We start from the raw sequence: 17,721 nt of genomic DNA, 5'->3' as shown, positions 1-17,721 counted from the left end.
TAATGAAAAATTTATTTGAAAAAAAATTGATACTTATCTTAGTATTTGCGCTAACACTAGCTTCTTGTGGTGAAGATTTTTTAGATAGACCACCAGAAGATTCATATAATGTTGATGAATTTTATCAAACAATTGAGCAGGTAGAGGTAGCTACAAATGCCTTATATGCTGCACCTTGGTTTAACTTTAATACGAATACCATTTGGTGTATAGGAGAACTAAGTTCAGGTAACGGACGTACATGGGATCCAAGAAATGCAGATTTTACAAACTTTGCTATAAATGGTAACCACAGTACTTTAACTCAAGCTTGGGAATCTTTATATGCTGTAATTGGGCAATCTAATTTTGTAATAAACACATTACCTGATGCTGCTGGCCCTGAAATTCCTCTTGCTGTAGTTAATAATGCAGTTGGAGAGGCTAGATTTATAAGAGCTACAGCTTACTTTTATTTGGTAAGGATATTTGGTTCTGTTCCTATTATTGCAGATAATAATGATTTTGTACTAGAACCAGTAGTTCCACGAAATTTAGTGGAAGATATTTATAAGTTTATCAGATTAGATTTAGAATATGCTATAGAAAATTGTTATCAGAAAATTAGAGGTGCAAATTTTGATGAAAATGGAAAAGTTTCAAGTGGATCTGCTAAGGCTATGCTTGCTAAAGTTTATTTATATGAAGAAAATTATCCGATGGCATACCAAATGGCAGACGAAGTAATAACTTCTGGAGAATTTAGATTATTCGGAGGTGATGCTGAAGATGGAGATCCATCAGGTAGTTATTATGATTTATTTACTCCTGAGAATGATAACAACCCTGAATCTATTTTTGCCTTACAATGGACAAGCTCAAGTAGATATGCAGAAGGTAACGGCATACAATCTTTATTTGGTCCTGGCGGTGGTTTTACTGGAGGTTCAGATGGCTGGTCTGCAATTGGTCCTTCTCCAGATTTATTAGAAGCTTATGAAGACGGTGATTTAAGATACTATGCCACAATTACAGAACCTGGTGCTGAATATCCAGATTTAAATGGCGGTTATACAGTTCCTGATAATGTTGACTTCCAAGGTTCAGGACATGGATTAAAAAAATATGTAGTGGGAAGTAATGACGCCGTAGCCAGAGATGATGGAAGTGGGCAAACAACAACTTCAAACAATACTTATATTTTAAGATACGGAGATCTATTATTAATACATGCAGAAGCAGCCCTAAAAGGTGGTGGTCCTGCAGCAAGAGGTATAGAATCATTCAACAAAATTAGACGTAGAGCAGGATTAGATGAAATAGCAAGTCCTACTTTAGATGATGTTTTCCAAGAAAGAAGAATTGAATTAGCTTTTGAGTTTGAATTTTGGTATGATATAGTCCGTCAGGGTCCAAGCTTTGCAATAGATTTTTTAAGTAATACAGATAGAGGTACTTTTGATAGTAGTGTAACACCTGCAGTTTTAAATTCAGAATTTTTTGATGCTAGTGTAGATGATTTATTGTTTCCTTATCCAACAACTGAAACTCAAAACAATCCTGCATTGTTAGAAGCTCCAGTTCCTTATGATGGTTTTAATTAATAAAAAATGTGTAATATGAAAAATAATATTAATTCTATTAAAAAGAATGCTTCAAGATTCTTTTTAGTATTAATAACGTTACTGTCTTTTACTTCCTGTGAAAATGAGTTTGACAGTGACAAAACACCAAATTCAAACGTTCTCCCTCCTGTTATTAAAAGTGTGAGTGAGGCAAGAGAAGATGTTCCAGTAACTCAAGGCGTTTTAGAAAACACTTACATTGTTCGTGGCGAAAACTTAGGCACAATTACATCAGTGACTATTAATGGTTATCCTGCTTCAATAGCTCCAGCTTTAGGAACAGATAATTTAATTTTTATAAGAATTCCTGAAGATGCTCCTTATGTGGGCCAAAGCAATATTCTAAGAATTGCAAATGCTGTAGGTTATACTGATTATGATTTTTCGCTATTAACAATCGAAGAATTTACTGAAGATACAATTGACGGCGTTAAGGTAGTAAATTTAATTGGAGGAGATTTTACTGATACAGAAACAGTAACTTTTGTTAGTGGATCTGAGGAAAATGGCGATTTAGTTGAAAGACCTGCTGAGATTTTATCAATCTCTGAAACTACAGTTGTTGCTGCTGTTCCGGCAGGTGTTGAACAAGCGTTTATATTTCTTGCAACTACACGAGGTGCTGTAGTTCAATCTGATTCTTATGGGTTTAATTATTCAATATTTATTGATGCCTTAAATCCAGATTGGTCGATGAGCCAATGGGGCGGTACATTTGATGTACAAGCAACAGATCCTGCTTTAGGACAATACTCTATTCAAAGTGTTAGAGAAGGCTGGTCAGGATTAACTTTTTTACCTCCAAACATTGCTTTTGATGAATATGATTCAATAACCGTTTCTATTTATGGAACTGGTGCACCTGGCGACTCTGTAACACTAGCTATAAATGATTTTGATGGTTCTGCTTCTCATCAACAGTTAGTACTAGTTCCTGGACAATGGACTAAATTCGTTATACCTTTAAGTGATTTTTATCCTAATGGTGGAGAACCAGACACAATATTTAGATTAGATTTTCAAGAATCTTCTAATACAGGTCAAGCACAGTATATTTTCTACGTAGATGATTTTGGATTCTTATAAAATTATAAACAGATGAAAATTCAACCTAATAATAAAAAAAAATTATAATGAAAACAACCAAAATATTATATAGATTTATATGCATTCTAGTGTTGTCATTTATAGTGTCATCATGTAAAGATGATGATGATGTATTAAATCAACAACTTAGTGAAAACCCACAAAATATTTCAGAAATTTTAGCTGCAGATTCTGAATTCTCTACGTTATCGTCTGCATTAACTCAAGTTGGTTTAGATGATGTTTTAAGCACAACAACAACCTACACTGTTTTTGCACCTAATGATAATGCATTTTCAGGTGTAGATATTTCTACACTTACAGATGATCAACTCTCAAATGTACTTTTAAACCATGTTTTAAGTACTGTTACTCCAGATTTTGCATCAACTATGGAAACTGGATATTTAACATCTCTAGCTACAGGTCCAGATGGACTAAACTTAAGTTTTTACACTAATACAAGTGGAGATATTACATTGAATGGTATGGGAGCTTTAGTTGACGGAGCATATGATAAAGGAGCTACTAATGGCATTGTTCATGGTGTTGATGGCATATTACTACCTCCAACAATTATAGATCATGTAAATGCAAATCCAGATTATTCAACATTAGCAGAAGCTATTGAACTATCTGGTTTAACAGATGCTCTTATCGAATCAGATCCTTCAAACGATAATTACCCTTTTACATTATTTGCTCCAAACAACACAGCTTTTGAAGGTTTAATGATAGAACTTAATGGAGCTTTTGGCTGGGAAACTTTAGCAGATATCCCTACAGATGTTCTTCAACAGGTTTTATTGTATCATGTAGTTTCTGGTTCTAATGTTTTATCAGCAGAAATAGATGGAACTACTCAAGCTACAATGCAAGGCGAATCATTTTCAATAAGCGGTACATTAATAGACGATGCTTCATACAATAATTCTGGTATTAGTTTAACAGATATTCAAGGTGTAAACGGTATTGTTCATGGAATTGATAAGGTTTTACTCCCAGAAGGTGTTTTTCAATCTGTTTTAGGAGCTACACTTAACTTAGTTGAAAGAGCTAACGATAGAGGGTTTACGTCTTTTTTAGCGGCAGTAGAAAAAGCAGGATTAACCGAAACAATATCTACTGAAGAATTAACAATTTTCACCCCAAACAATGATGCTTTTGTTGCCTTATTTGCAACAATAAATAACTTTGAAAGTTTGGATGACTTTGATACTCCTGAAGAAATAGCAGCTTTAAGTGAATTATTACAATATCATGTTTACGCTGGTAGCTTAATGGCCAGTGGATTATCTGATGGTGAAGCAATAACGATGCTTTATGGAGACACAATTACTCCAGATTTATCTGGTGATTCACCTCGATTAATACCATCTTTTGAAGATGCAATCCCATCTGGTATTGTAACAACCAATATTGGTGCTACAAATGGTATTCTACATGAAATAAATAGAGTTTTAATACCCGATGCATTAGTTAGTGTTTTAGGCATAGATACAGGTGAAGGTGGATTGTGTGAAGTTGGTGACCCTGCATTAGTTTTCTTTGATTGGGATGCTAACGGACCATGGTGGGGTAATGTCGCAGTTGAAAATACCGCATCTTTAAGTATTGACGGTAGTGCCTATGGTAGAGCCAACTTCCAAACAGGTGGCACTGGTTGGCAAGATTTATTCTGGAGAAATGATCCAAGCACTTTTAATGGAGCTTCTGTTGTAGGAGCAAATTTGACTGAATACGCTTTAAAATTTGACATCAATATTATTGAACCTATAGCAGCTGGAGCATTTAGAATTCGTTTCAATGATGCTGATGGTGTAGATGCTTTTTACGATTGGGCTCCTTGGAATGATACTGGTGAACCTTTTTCTACTGATGGTTGGGAAACAATTGAAATTCCATTATCTGTTTTAGGCCAACCAGACTTCAGCTTGGTTGACAGCGAATTCGGAATGGCATTTGAAGGTGCTGATATATTACTAAACTTTGCTATAGATAACGTACGTTTCGACACACCTGGTTGTGGTGGTCCAGATCCTGTTGCAGATACAGATTTAGTGTTTTTTGATTGGGATGCTAACGGTCCATGGTGGGGTAATGTTGGAGTAGAAAATGATCCCTCCATTACTTTAGATGGTAGTCAATATGGTAGAGCAAACTTCCAAACAGGTGGTACTGGTTGGCAAGATTTGTTCTGGAGAAATGATGCTAGCACTTTTAATGGTGCCGCTACTGTTGGTGCTAATGTTTCAGCTTATTCACTGAAATTTGATATATACACATTAGAGCCACTAACTGCTGGTGCATTCAGAATTCGTTTTAATGATGCTGATGGTGTGGATGCTTTTTACGATTGGGCACCATGGAATGACACCGGTGAAGCTTTTGATACAGACGGTGGTTGGACAACTGTTACTATACCTTGCTCATTATTAGGTGTTCCTGATTTTAGTTTGGTTGATAGTGAATTTGGAATGGCATTTGAAGGTGCTGATGTACTTTTAAACTTTGCAATTGACAATGTTCGTTTTGAGGCGAATTAAAGTAAATAAAATCTTAGATTTAATTTAACCACTAAACAATTAAGTCTTGTATATACCCCTGTTAGCTTACTAACAGGGGTTATTTAAAATATAAACAATGAAAAAAACAACTCTACTACTATTACTATTATTTTCATTTAATCTTTTTGCACAAAAGTTTGATGGATTAGCAAAAACTCCACCTTTAGGTTGGAACAGCTGGAATACTTTTGCAACAAACATAAATGAACAATTAGTTAAAGACATTGCCGATAAGTTTGTAGAACTGGGATTAAAAGAAGCCGGTTACGAATATATCGTACTAGATGATGGTTGGATGGCTAAAGAACGGGATGGAAATGGGAATTTGATTGCAGACCCTGAGAAATTCCCTAGTGGAATGAAAGCGCTTGCAGAATATATCCATTCTAAAGGGTTAAAATTTGGGCTATACAACTGTGCGGGCTCCAAAACTTGTGCTGGTTACCCAGGAAGCCGTGGTTTTGAGTATCAAGATGCGCTTGCATATGCTTCGTGGGATGTAGACTATTTAAAATACGATTGGTGTAATACTGGTAAAATAAATGCAGAAAGCGCATATATTACGATGAGAGATGCTTTATATAATGCTAAAAGACCTGTTGTATTCAGTATTTGTGAATGGGGTGATAATGAACCTTGGAAATGGGCAAAAAATATAGGTCATCTATGGCGAGTAACTGGAGACATTATTAATTGTTGGGATTGCGAAGTTGGTCACGGTAGTTGGTCTTCCTCTGGTATTTGGAAAATAATCAATATGAGAAAAGATATTCGTAAAGTTGCTGGACCAGGACATTGGAATGATTTTGATATGATGGAGGTAGGAAATGGAATGACCGATGCCGAAGACAGAAGCCATTTTGCTATGTGGAGCATGTTAGCGTCACCACTAATTATGGGTAACGATTTAAGAACAGCTACAAAAGAAACTATAAAAACATTAACTAATAAAGAAGTTATTGCTGTAAATCAAGATAAATTAGGTATTCAAGGGTTTCGTTTTACCAACGAAAACAATATAGAAATTTGGTTAAAACCTCTTGAAAATGATGCTTGGGCAATGACTTTTATAAATATGACTGATTCTCCAGTAAACATTAATCATGATTGGAAAAAACATAATATTAGTGATGATTTAAATGGAAAATATGTTGATATGAAAAATACCAATTTTAAAATAAGAGATTTGTATAATCACAAAAACTTAGGAGATACATCAAAAAATCTTCAAGCTACAATAGGTACACATGACGTTTTAATGGTTAGACTAGAAAAAATATAAATAAGTTTATATCATATAAAAATCAATTTTATAAAAAAAGCCTGAAAATTAAAATTTTCAGGCTTTTTTATGATTTAAAGTCGGGGTGGCAGGATTCGAACCTGCGACCTCCGCGTCCCAAACGCGGCGCGATAACCGGGCTACGCTACACCCCGATTTTGGTTATCATTTTAATTGCGGAGAGACCGGGACTCGAACCCGGGCAGCACTTACGCGCTGACAGATTAGCAATCTGCTCCATTACCACTCTGGCACCTCTCCTATTATAATAAGAACTTCTGCAATAAAATTGCGGTTGCAAATGTAATTCATCCTCTACAAGAACGCAACTATTTTATTTATTTTTTTATAAATTTTATTCTGGGTATTCTATTCTTAAATGGTAAATATTTGCAAGCTTGCTCTTTAGCACTTTTTTAATGGATTGAATTTCTTTAAAAGTAATATTTGCATTTAAGAATTGACCATCTTCAATTTGTTTATTTATAATATTTTCAACAAATGCTTCAATTTTTGTAGAAGTTGGCTCTTTTAAACTTTTAGAAGCAGCTTCAATACTATCACTCATCATTAAAATAGCAGTTTCTTTACTAAATGGTTTTGGCCCTGGATAACTAAAGTCTTGCTTATCTACTTCTGGATAATCCTTTTTTTCTTGCATATAAAAATAATATACAATGCTTGTTCCGTGATGAGTTCTAATAAAATCAATAACTCTGTCTGGTAAATTATTTTTCCTAGCTATCTCAATTCCACTAATTACATGATCTATAATTATTCTAGCACTCTCATGAGAAGATAATTCATCATGTGGGTTAATACCCGTAGATTGATTCTCGGTGAATAACGTTGGATTTTTCATTTTTCCAATGTCATGATACAATGCTCCTACCCTAACTAACATAGCATTGGCACCAATTTCGTTTGCACAAGCTTCGGCTAAATTGGCCACATTAAGTGAATGGTGAAAAGTACCCGGTGCTTTATTTGAGAGTTCTTTAAGTAATTTTGAATTAGTATCAGATAATTCCAATAGTGATACATCAGAAACTAACCCAAAAAGTTTTTCATAAATGTAAATTAATGGCTGTACAAATAAAGTTGCTAAACCACAAAGAATAAACCATATAAAGGTTTCCCATTTAAGCTCTTCTACACTTCCTTCATGAATTACAAAAAAAGCAAAGTAAGCTATAATATAAATAAGTGTTATTTGCCCAACTGAAATAAATAAATTTGCACGCTTGTATAACTCTGAAACCGTTAAAATAGTTACAATTCCTGCAATAATTTGCAGAAACATATACTCATAACTATTTGGCACAATAAAACCTATTAAAAGTACAGTAAGCACATGTGCAAAAAGCCCTAATCTAGCATCGAAAAAGGCTTTAAAGACTAAAGGCAAAATACAAATAGGAACAATATAAATATATTTCGAATTGTAATTAACAACCAAAGTGGTTATAAATATTAATAATGCTATGTTAAAGAATATAAAAGTGACTTTAGTATTATTTTCAAATACAGAAACCCTATATTTCCTTAAAAATAAAAGCAACATAAGTAAAGCTAAAGCTACCAATAAGGTATAAGCAAAAACAACCCAAACATAATTTGATTTGCTCCAAACCTGTGATTCGTATTCAGATTGTAAAGATTTTAAAATCTGATACGTTTCACCATCAACAACCTCTCCTTTAGAAACGATTAAGGTTTCTTCTGCAATACTACCTCGTGTATGTGAAATTTTCGCTAATTCATCTTCCAATACTTTGTCTGTAAACGACTTGTTATAGGTGATATTGGGTTCTATTAGATCAAAAAACAAAGAAACAAAGTTGGTTTTAAAACTTGTATAATTGTTATCAGATAAGATTTTATCAATTTTTGATGATACCTCATCTTGCTGAATTAAATTTGAATAAAAACCATCTTTTACCTTTTCTCTACCATCAAGTATCGATACTGATCTATCTTTCTGAAAATCGTAGTTCTCGCTTAAAATCCCAAACTCATACAACTCTGAGATAATATTTTTTCCTACTTTAAATAAATTATTATAAACTCGATTAGAAATAGAATCTGAGAAAGCGTTTCTAAATTGAGTTTCATAAGCGCTTTCTACAGAGTTTTTTACTTTATTATCTAAGTCAAAATATAAAGGTATTTTATTAACTAATTCTTTTTTTTCAGAATCAATTTCTGCATCTGTTTTTTTAATAGCAAAATCAAACGGTGCTTGTAAATTTTCAGATTGCCATGGTTTACCTCTTTCAAAATTATATTTAAATTTTCCACTTTTTGGGAATAAATACACAATTAAAAACGTGGTAGATATAAACAATAAGCCTTTATAAATTAAGGAGTGGTTTCTGTAAAGTTTATTTATAAAGTCTTTCATTTAATAAATTAAGTAAATCAAATGTAATAAAATTATAAGCTTCTACCATTTTTTATAATAAAGGAATCCTTCAAATTTCTATTAAAAAATCATTATTTTCGCAGATACCAAACTAAAGCATTATTTAAATGTATAACGAAGTAGTTATTGTTTCTGCTGCCAGAACACCAATTGGCAGTTTTTTAGGAGGTTTATCAACTATTCCAGCTCCAAATTTAGGAGCCATAGCCATAAAAGGCGCTTTAAACAAAATAAGTTTAAAACCTGAATTAGTAGACGAAGTTTTAATGGGCAATGTTGTTCAAGCAGGAACAGGACAAGCACCAGCAAGACAAGCTGCTATTTATGCGGGTATACCTAATACTGTGCCATGTACAACTGTTAACAAAGTGTGTGCATCTGGTATGAAAGCTGTTATGCAAGGAGCTCAATCTATAGCACTTGGAGATTCTAAAATAATTGTAGCTGGAGGAATGGAAAATATGAGCTTAATACCTCATTATTTACATGCACGTACAGGTACAAAATTTGGCCCTACTACGTTAATTGATGGTATGCAGAAAGATGGACTTGTTGATGCTTACGACCAAAATGCTATGGGAGTTTGTGCAGATGCTTGTGCAACAAAATATGAGTTTTCCAGAGAAGATCAGGATGCGTTTGCAATACAATCATACAAACGATCTGCAGCTGCTTGGGAAGCTGGAAAATTTAATAATGAAGTTGTACCTGTTGAAGTACCTCAACGTCGCGGAGAACCCATTTTAGTATCGAAAGATGAAGAGTTTACTAATGTGAAAATGGATAAAATTCCTCAATTACGTCCTGCTTTTACAAAAGATGGTACGGTAACTGCCGCAAATGCATCTACTATAAATGATGGAGCTGGTGCAGTAGTTTTAATGAGTAGAAAAAAAGCTGATGAACTAGGGTTAAAAGTTTTGGCAACTATAAAAAGTTATGCTGATGCTGCTCACGAACCTGAGTGGTTTACAACTGCTCCCGCAAAAGCTTTACCTAAAGCATTAGATAAAGCTGGAATTAAACTAAATGACGTTGAATACTTTGAGTTTAATGAAGCGTTTTCTGTAGTTGGTTTAGCTAATATGAAGATTTTAGGATTAAATGATAGTAATGTAAACGTAAATGGGGGTGCCGTGTCTTTGGGACATCCATTAGGTTGTTCTGGAGTTAGAATAATTATTACGCTTTTAAATGTTTTAGAACAAAACAATGCCAAAATTGGTGCAGCAGCTATTTGTAATGGTGGCGGTGGTGCTTCTGCAATTATTATTGAACGAAATTAAGGGTAATTAATGCAATACGGAATTTGTAATTTAAGCATTGTTCCTCTTAGAAATGAACCTACAGATGTAAGTGAACTAGTTTCTCAAGTTCTTTATGGTGAATTTTTTAAAATATTAGAACAACGTAAAAATTGGAGTAAAATAAGATTAGCTTTTGATTCTTATGAAGGTTGGGTAGACAATAAACAATATTTTGAAATCACAGAAGAACAATACAACAACTTAAATAAAGAAACTCCAAAGTTATCCCTAGATTTAGTAGAATTTATTGAAGACAGCAATTCACAATTACACCCAATACTTTTAGGTTCTACTCTTAATGGATTATCTATACTAAACCATAAATTTGATGGTCAATCAATAAACACAAAAAACGCAAAAGACAACCTTTTAAAAACTGCGTTTATGTACTTAAATGCACCTTATTTATGGGGTGGAAAAACATCGTTTGGAATTGATTGTTCTGGTTTTACACAAATGGTATATAAACTTAACGGATATAATTTATTGCGTGATGCTTCTCAACAAGCTACACAAGGTGAAGCACTAAGTTTTATTGAAGAAAGCGAACCTGGTGATTTAGCTTTTTTTGATAATAGTGAAGGTATAATAACTCATGTTGGTATTATAATGAAAGACAACTACATTATACATGCACATGGTAAAGTTAGAATTGATAGATTAGACCATTCTGGAATTTATAATATTGATAAAAAAACACATACTCATAAATTACGGGTTATTAAAAAAGTAATATAAAAAAAGCCACATTTTAAAATGTGGCTTTTTTATTTACATAAGTTTATAAGAATTATTGTCCTCCTTCAAGAGTTTCAACTTTTTCTTTCATACTTTTATATTTATCAGTCTCACCTAAAATACTGTAAATATTCATAAGTGTTTTTGCTGCACTAATGTTTTTATTATCTAAATCTAAGGCTTTTGTTAAATAAGGAATTGCTTCTCTATATAAACCTTGTCTTTTTTCTCTTAACTCATCATAACGTAAATCATCAGCTTTTGAAGTTCCTAAACCATTCATTTCATCAATAAGTGGTTGTTCTTGGTCTAATACTAAGGCAGACAAATTTATATATGCATTAACATATCCTGGATCTAATTCAATTGCTTTTTCGTAATAAGACTTAGCTTGGTCTAACTCTTTAGATTCTGCTGATATAACACCTAAATTATATTGTAATTCAGGGTTTGTTGGATCCATTTGAGTTGCCTTTTGTAATAAATTTTTAAATTCATCTTTGTTACCCATTTTATAATGAACATTGGCTTCAGATAATATTAAATTAATATCCTCTGGACTTTCTGCTCTTGCATCTTTCATAGCCGCAAGTGCTTTATCATTATCACCTTGACTAACATAAATTAATGCAATATTTTTAACTATTTCAGGTTTTTTTGATTCTGTTAAACGCTCACCTGGTTTAATATGACTTTTTGCTTTTACATAAAGATCTCTTGTGTTTTTATCTAAAACTACTTCTTCACCAGATTCAACTTCAGTAGCAAAGAATTGTTTTTCAATACCTGTATATCCTAAACCTTTAAGTTCTTCATATAATGTTAAAGCTCTATCATATTCTTTCACATTAACTGCAGTTGCTGCTGCATAGTATAAAAACACGGTGTCTTTTTCGGTTACTCTATATGCTTTTTCAAAAAACTTAGAAGATGTAGAGAAATCTTCTTTCTCGTATGCTGCATTACCTTTAGTAAGCAAGTTATTTGCCATTTCTTGTTTTAGTTGAGCAATTTCTGCAACATAAGCTCCATTAACTTTTCCTAAATTTTCTAAACTGCTTTCAACATCATTAATAGATCCAGCTCCACCGGCATATAATGCTTTTCCTTTTAAAAAGTAGAATTTTGCTTTAGTCTTATCATCCATTGCAGACATTAAGCTTTCTGCTTGATTCAAGGCAGTTTTAGCTTCAGCATAATTATTTGATTTTATTGCTTTTTCTGCAGTTTTCAATTCTTTTTTCTGTGCAAATGAAAGTGCACTAATTGAAAAGGCTAAAGCAACGATAATTTGTTTTTTCATTTTAAATAATATTAAGTTTAATTTTCTGTGTTATTTTCGTTATTGGAATTATCAAGAGTTGTGCCATCTTTTAAATCATCAGTATTTTCAATGGTTTCAACATCTTCATCATCATGCATTACTTTAGCAACTGCTGCAATAGAATCATTACCTTTTAAGTTAATTAATTTTACACCTTGAGTTGCTCTACCCATTGTTCTTAAATTTTGAACGGCTAATCTAATTGCAATTCCAGACTTGTTAATTATCATTAAGTCGTCATTATCCGTTACTGTTTTTATGGCTACTAAATTACCGGTTTTTTCTGTTATAGAAATGGTTTTTACACCTTTTCCACCACGATTTGTAATTCTGTAAACTGCTTCACCATCTTCTGGATCATCAATATAAGTACGTTTACCATAACCATTTTCAGAAACCACAAGCACTGTTTGTTCCATTGGGTTTTCTACAGTTACCATACCAATAACTTCATCTTTAGCATTGGCAAGCGTAATTCCTCTAACTCCTGAAGCTCCACGACCCATTGGTCTAGTTTTTGCTTCTTCAAAACGAATAGCCTTACCAGATTTTAAAGCTAGCATAACTTGACTATTACCAGTTGTTAATTTAGCTTCCAGTAACTCATCATTATCTTTTATAGTGATAGCGTTAATTCCATTTGTTCTTGGACGTGAATATTGCTCTAAAGAGGTCTTTTTAACTTGACCATTTTTAGTGGCCATAATTACATAATGACTATTTATGTATTCTTCATCTTTTAAATCTTGAGTACATATAAAGGCCATAACCTTATCATCTTGTTCAATATTTATAAGGTTTTGAATAGCTCTTCCTTTAGATGTTTTACTTCCTTCTGGAATTTCGTAAACACGCATCCAGAAACATTTCCCTTTTTGAGTGAAGAACAACATATATTGGTGGTTTGTACCAACAAATAAGTGTTCTAAGAAATCTTCATTTCTGGTAGTTGATGCTTTTTGGCCAACTCCTCCTCTATTTTGGGTTTTGTACTCTGTTAAAGAAGTACGCTTAATATAACCTGCATGCGAAATTGTAATCACAACTTTTTCATCAGGAATCATGTCTTCAATACTTAAATCACCTCCAGCATATTCTATGGTTGAACGACGCTCATCTCCATACTTGTCTCTTACTACTTCCAACTCTTCTTTTATAATATCCATACGACGGTCCTTCTTGTCTAGAATATCTTTTAAGTCTTCAATAGTTTTCATTAATTCTTCATACTCAGCACGAAGTTTATCTTGTTCTAAGCCTGTTAATTGACGTAAACGCATTTCAACAATAGCCTTAGCTTGAATCTCAGTAAGTTTAAAACGCTCAATTAACTTTTCTCTCGCCTCATCTGCATTGGCAGACGCTCTAATTAAAGCAATTACTTCATCAATATTATCAGATGCAATAATTAAACCTTCTAAAATGTGTGCGCGTTCTTCCGCTTTACGTAATTCGTATTTTGTACGTCTTACAACTACTTCATGTCTATGCTCAACAAAATAGTGGATTAAGTCTTTTAAGTTTAATAACTGCGGACGACCGTTTACAAGCGCTATATTATTTACACTAAATGAAGACTGAAGCGCTGTATATTTATATAATTTATTTAATACAATATTAGGAATAGCATCACGCTTTAAAACATAAACGATACGCATTCCATTTCTATCGGATTCATCACGGATAGTAGAAATTCCGTCCAATTTTTTATCGTTTACCAAGTCAGCAGTCTTTTTAATCATATCTGCTTTGTTAACTTGGTAAGGAATTTCATCAACTATAATGCACTCACGCCCATTTACTTCTTCAATATTTGCTTTCCCACGCATAACAATTCGACCTCGACCTGTATGAAATGCTTCTTTAACACCGTCGTAACCGTAAATAGTTCCTCCTGTTGGAAAATCTGGGGCTTTTACGTGCTGTATAAGCTCATCTATTTCAATGTCATTATTTTCAATATAAGCAATGGTACCATTAACCACCTCGGTTAAATTGTGAGGAGGCATATTTGTAGCCATACCTACTGCAATACCCGAAGCACCATTAACTAAAAGACCTGGTATTCGTGTTGGTAAAACTGTGGGTTCTTGTAATGTGTCATCAAAATTTAATTTATGGTCTACAGTTTCTTTTTCAATATCTGCCAACATGTCTTCAGATATTTTTCGCATACGCGCTTCTGTATAACGCATTGCTGCAGGACTATCACCATCTATAGAACCAAAGTTTCCTTGTCCGTCTACTAGCATATAACGCAAACTCCATTCTTGAGCCATACGTACCATAGCATCGTAAACTGAGGTATCACCATGTGGGTGATACTTACCTAAAACTTCTCCAACTATTCTTGCGGATTTTTTATGTGCTGAATTTGCTCTAACACCCAATTCGTGCATACCATAAAGTACACGTCTGTGAACCGGTTTTAAACCATCTCTTACATCTGGTAAAGCACGTGACACAATGACCGACATTGAATAATCAATGTAAGCCGATTTCATCTCATCCTCAATATTAATAGGGATCAATTTTTCTCCTTCTGCCATATATAATTTAATTTAGTTTTATGTATATTTCAAAACATGCTAATATAACTATTTCAATAGTATTGGCAGGTCTTTTAATCGTATTTTTCGTGTTTTTTATTAACAATTTAACATACTTTTTTAGTTAATAAGTATCAACAAAAAAGTTTTGATTTTTTAAAGATTTTTTCGTCAATTAGCAACATACATACATTTTTAGGTATAGTTTTTGCCTTTAGTTAAATGTTTTACTATTTTTAATGCAGAAAGGACACGATTTATGGATGATAATTTTTCCCCAAGAGTAAAAGATGTTATTGCTTTTAGCAAAGAAGAAGCATTGCGCTTAGGCCATGATTTTATTGGTACCGAGCACTTAATGCTTGGTCTATTGCGTGATGGTAGCGGTAAGGCAATAAACATATTAAATGCCTTAGATATTGATTTAAATCATTTAAGGCGTAAAGTAGAAATATTGAGTCCTGCAAACCCAAATATTGCTGTAGCTTCAAACCAAAAAAAGAACTTACACCTTACCAGACAAGCAGAACGCGCTTTAAAAACTACATTTTTAGAAGCCAAATTATTTCAAAGTACCTCTATAAATACAGCGCATTTGTTGCTTTGTATTTTAAGAAATGAAAACGACCCAACTACTAAACTTTTAAATAAATTAAAAGTTGACTACGACAATGTTAAAGAACAATTTAAATTTATGATTACAAACGACAATAATTATATAGAGCCCAAAGCCGAATTTCAAGATGATGATGTAAGTCCTGAAGATGAAGGTACTAAAGATGTTTTTAACACACCATCTGGAAAATCAAACAAGAAATCTAAAACACCTGTTCTAGATAATTTTGGACGCGATTTAACAGCTTTAGCTGAAGAAGGTAAACTTGATCCTGTTGTTGGACGTGAAAAAGAAATACAACGTGTTTCACAGGTTTTAAGTAGAAGAAAGAAAAACAATCCGCTTTTAATTGGTGAACCTGGTGTAGGTAAATCTGCTATTGCAGAAGGTTTAGCGCTTAGAATTATAAAAAGAAAAGTTTCTAGAATTCTATTCAACAAGCGTGTTGTAACTCTAGATCTTGCAAGTTTAGTGGCTGGAACAAAATACCGTGGTCAGTTTGAAGAACGTATGAAAGCCGTTATGAATGAACTTGAAAAGAATGATGATGTTATTCTTTTTATTGATGAAATTCATACCATTGTTGGTGCTGGTGGCGCTACCGGAAGTTTAGATGCTTCAAATATGTTTAAACCAGCTTTAGCACGTGGCGAAATTCAATGTATTGGTGCCACAACTTTAGATGAGTACAGACAATATATCGAAAAAGATGGTGCTTTAGAGCGTCGTTTCCAGAAAGTAATTGTTGAGCCAACTACAGTTGAAGAAACTATTGAAATTCTTAATAACATTAAAGGTAAATACGAAGAACATCACAATGTTGATTATACACCTGAAGCTATTGAAGCTTGTGTAAAATTAACCAACAGATATATGACTGAACGCTTTTTACCAGACAAAGCTATTGATGCTTTAGATGAAGCTGGTTCTCGTGTTCATATCACAAATATTGATGTTCCTAAACAAATTATAGAACTTGAAAAACAATTGGAAGCCATTAAGGAAACTAAAAATGCCGTTGTTAGAAAGCAAAAATATGAAGAAGCTGCTAAACTTAGAGACGATGAAAAACGCATTGAAAAAGAACTAAGTATAGCACAAGAAAAATGGGAAGAAGACACTAAACAACATCGTGAAACAGTAACAGAAGATAATGTTGCCGATGTAGTTTCTATGATGACTGGCGTTCCTGTAAACCGTATTGCACAAACCGAGATTAATAAATTGGCCGAATTACCAAACCTTATAAAAGGCAAAGTTATTGGTCAAGACGAAGCGGTTGCAAAAGTTGTTAAGGCTATTCAGCGTAATCGTGCGGGACTTAAAGATCCTAATAAGCCAATTGGGTCATTTATATTTTTAGGTCAAACTGGAGTTGGTAAAACACAGTTAGCCAAAGTATTATCTCGCGAGTTGTTTGACAGCGAAGATTCTCTTGTTAGAATAGACATGAGTGAATACATGGAAAAATTTGCAATTTCAAGATTAATTGGCGCACCTCCAGGATACGTTGGATACGAAGAAGGTGGACAATTAACTGAAAAAGTTAGACGCAAACCTTATGCAGTTATTCTTTTAGATGAAATTGAAAAAGCGCATCCAGACGTATTTAATATGTTATTGCAAGTACTTGACGATGGTTATTTAACTGATAGTTTAGGTAGAAAAATCGATTTTAGAAATACCATTATTATTATGACATCCAATATTGGTGCTCGTAAATTAAAAGATTTTGGTACCGGAATTGGTTTTGGTACAGCCTCACAAAAAGCTCAAGAAGATGCCAATGCAAGAAGTGTTATTGAAAATGCACTTAAAAAATCATTTGCTCCAGAGTTTTTAAATAGAATCGACGATGTAGTTGTTTTCAATGCTTTAGAAAAAGAAGACATCAACAAGATTATCGATATTGAATTAGAAAAACTTTTAGCTAGAATAAAAGGGTTAGGTTACAACTTAACGTTAACAAATAGCGCGAAAGATTATATTGCTGAAAAAGGTTTCGATAAACAGTATGGAGCAAGACCTTTAAAAAGAGCTATTCAAAAATACGTTGAAGATGCTTTAGCTGAAGAAATTGTTGCTTCACATTTACAAGAAGGAGATAGTATAAAAATAGACTTAGATAAGAAAAGTGATGAATTAAGTATATCAATTGAAAAAGCTGAAAAGCCCGCTGAGTCTTAATAAAATACTCTTTAATAATTTCAAAAATCCTACAAT

Annotated in this window: 10 protein-coding genes and 2 tRNA genes; 7 read left to right on the top strand and 5 right to left on the bottom strand. The window is 33.2% G+C overall.

Annotation, left to right across the window (positions count from 1 at the left end; all coding sequences use genetic code 11):
• Positions 1-2 precede the first annotated feature (2 nt).
• From MBM09_RS07775 to MBM09_RS07760, 4 genes are all read left to right on the top strand, one after another.
• Positions 3-1,583 carry a RagB/SusD family nutrient uptake outer membrane protein gene (locus tag MBM09_RS07775; protein ID WP_238676284.1) on the top strand — a complete coding sequence of 527 codons (1,581 nt, stop codon included), beginning with the start codon at positions 3-5 and terminating at the stop codon, positions 1,581-1,583.
• Positions 1,584-1,598: 15 nt separating this feature from the next.
• On the top strand, positions 1,599-2,690 hold the full coding sequence (locus MBM09_RS07770) for a hypothetical protein (RefSeq protein ID WP_238676283.1): 1,092 nt from the start codon (positions 1,599-1,601) through the stop codon (positions 2,688-2,690).
• 47 nt (positions 2,691-2,737) lie between these two features.
• Positions 2,738-5,236: a glycan-binding surface protein gene (locus MBM09_RS07765; RefSeq protein WP_238676282.1), complete on the top strand. Its 2,499-nt coding sequence runs from the start codon at positions 2,738-2,740 to the stop codon at positions 5,234-5,236.
• A gap of 97 nt (positions 5,237-5,333) precedes the next feature.
• The gene (locus MBM09_RS07760; protein ID WP_238676281.1) at positions 5,334-6,539 is read left to right on the top strand and encodes a glycoside hydrolase family 27 protein; all 1,206 of its coding nucleotides are present in this window, start codon (positions 5,334-5,336) and stop codon (positions 6,537-6,539) included.
• 80 nt (positions 6,540-6,619) lie between these two features.
• On the opposite strand, the gene MBM09_RS07755 is transcribed toward MBM09_RS07760, so the two are convergent.
• The 3 genes from MBM09_RS07755 to MBM09_RS07745 form a co-directional block, all read right to left on the bottom strand.
• Positions 6,620-6,694, bottom strand: a tRNA-Pro gene (locus tag MBM09_RS07755).
• Positions 6,695-6,716: 22 nt separating this feature from the next.
• Positions 6,717-6,800 (bottom strand) — tRNA-Ser (locus MBM09_RS07750).
• A 94-nt stretch (positions 6,801-6,894) separates the two neighbouring features.
• Positions 6,895-8,943: an HD family phosphohydrolase gene (locus MBM09_RS07745; protein WP_238676280.1), complete on the bottom strand. Its 2,049-nt coding sequence runs from the start codon at positions 8,941-8,943 to the stop codon at positions 6,895-6,897.
• A 128-nt stretch (positions 8,944-9,071) separates the two neighbouring features.
• On the opposite strand from MBM09_RS07745, the gene MBM09_RS07740 reads away from it, so the two are divergent.
• The gene (locus tag MBM09_RS07740; protein WP_238676279.1) at positions 9,072-10,250 is read left to right on the top strand and encodes an acetyl-CoA C-acyltransferase; all 1,179 of its coding nucleotides are present in this window, start codon (positions 9,072-9,074) and stop codon (positions 10,248-10,250) included.
• A gap of 9 nt (positions 10,251-10,259) precedes the next feature.
• The gene (locus MBM09_RS07735; protein ID WP_238676278.1) at positions 10,260-11,009 is read left to right on the top strand and encodes a C40 family peptidase; all 750 of its coding nucleotides are present in this window, start codon (positions 10,260-10,262) and stop codon (positions 11,007-11,009) included.
• A gap of 52 nt (positions 11,010-11,061) precedes the next feature.
• On the opposite strand, the gene MBM09_RS07730 is transcribed toward MBM09_RS07735, so the two are convergent.
• Together MBM09_RS07730 and gyrA are read right to left on the bottom strand one after the other, a co-directional pair.
• A complete protein-coding gene (locus MBM09_RS07730; protein ID WP_238676277.1) occupies positions 11,062-12,312 on the bottom strand; it encodes a tetratricopeptide repeat protein in 1,251 nt (416 codons plus the stop codon).
• Positions 12,313-12,329: 17 nt separating this feature from the next.
• A complete protein-coding gene (gene gyrA, locus MBM09_RS07725) occupies positions 12,330-14,882 on the bottom strand; it encodes a DNA gyrase subunit A (protein ID WP_238676276.1) in 2,553 nt (850 codons plus the stop codon).
• Positions 14,883-15,141: 259 nt separating this feature from the next.
• Here gyrA and MBM09_RS07720 point away from each other — a divergent pair, with 259 nt between their 5' ends.
• A complete protein-coding gene (locus MBM09_RS07720; RefSeq protein ID WP_238676275.1) occupies positions 15,142-17,685 on the top strand; it encodes an ATP-dependent Clp protease ATP-binding subunit in 2,544 nt (847 codons plus the stop codon).
• Positions 17,686-17,721 lie beyond the last annotated feature (36 nt).

This window comes from Flaviramulus sp. BrNp1-15 (assembly GCF_022259695.1).
GTDB lineage: Bacteria > Bacteroidota > Bacteroidia > Flavobacteriales > Flavobacteriaceae > BrNp1-15.
This window is presented reverse-complemented; position numbering and strand designations above follow the sequence as displayed.

Coding starts and splice junctions, on each gene's coding strand:
- MBM09_RS07775 (WP_238676284.1), top strand. CDS start 3: ATGAAAAATTTATTTGAAAAAAAATTGATACTTATCTTAGTATTTGCG.
- MBM09_RS07770 (WP_238676283.1), top strand. CDS start 1,599: ATGAAAAATAATATTAATTCTATTAAAAAGAATGCTTCAAGATTCTTT.
- MBM09_RS07765 (WP_238676282.1), top strand. CDS start 2,738: ATGAAAACAACCAAAATATTATATAGATTTATATGCATTCTAGTGTTG.
- MBM09_RS07760 (WP_238676281.1), top strand. CDS start 5,334: ATGAAAAAAACAACTCTACTACTATTACTATTATTTTCATTTAATCTT.
- MBM09_RS07745 (WP_238676280.1), bottom strand. CDS start 8,943: ATGAAAGACTTTATAAATAAACTTTACAGAAACCACTCCTTAATTTAT.
- MBM09_RS07740 (WP_238676279.1), top strand. CDS start 9,072: ATGTATAACGAAGTAGTTATTGTTTCTGCTGCCAGAACACCAATTGGC.
- MBM09_RS07735 (WP_238676278.1), top strand. CDS start 10,260: ATGCAATACGGAATTTGTAATTTAAGCATTGTTCCTCTTAGAAATGAA.
- MBM09_RS07730 (WP_238676277.1), bottom strand. CDS start 12,312: ATGAAAAAACAAATTATCGTTGCTTTAGCCTTTTCAATTAGTGCACTT.
- gyrA (WP_238676276.1), bottom strand. CDS start 14,882: ATGGCAGAAGGAGAAAAATTGATCCCTATTAATATTGAGGATGAGATG.
- MBM09_RS07720 (WP_238676275.1), top strand. CDS start 15,142: ATGGATGATAATTTTTCCCCAAGAGTAAAAGATGTTATTGCTTTTAGC.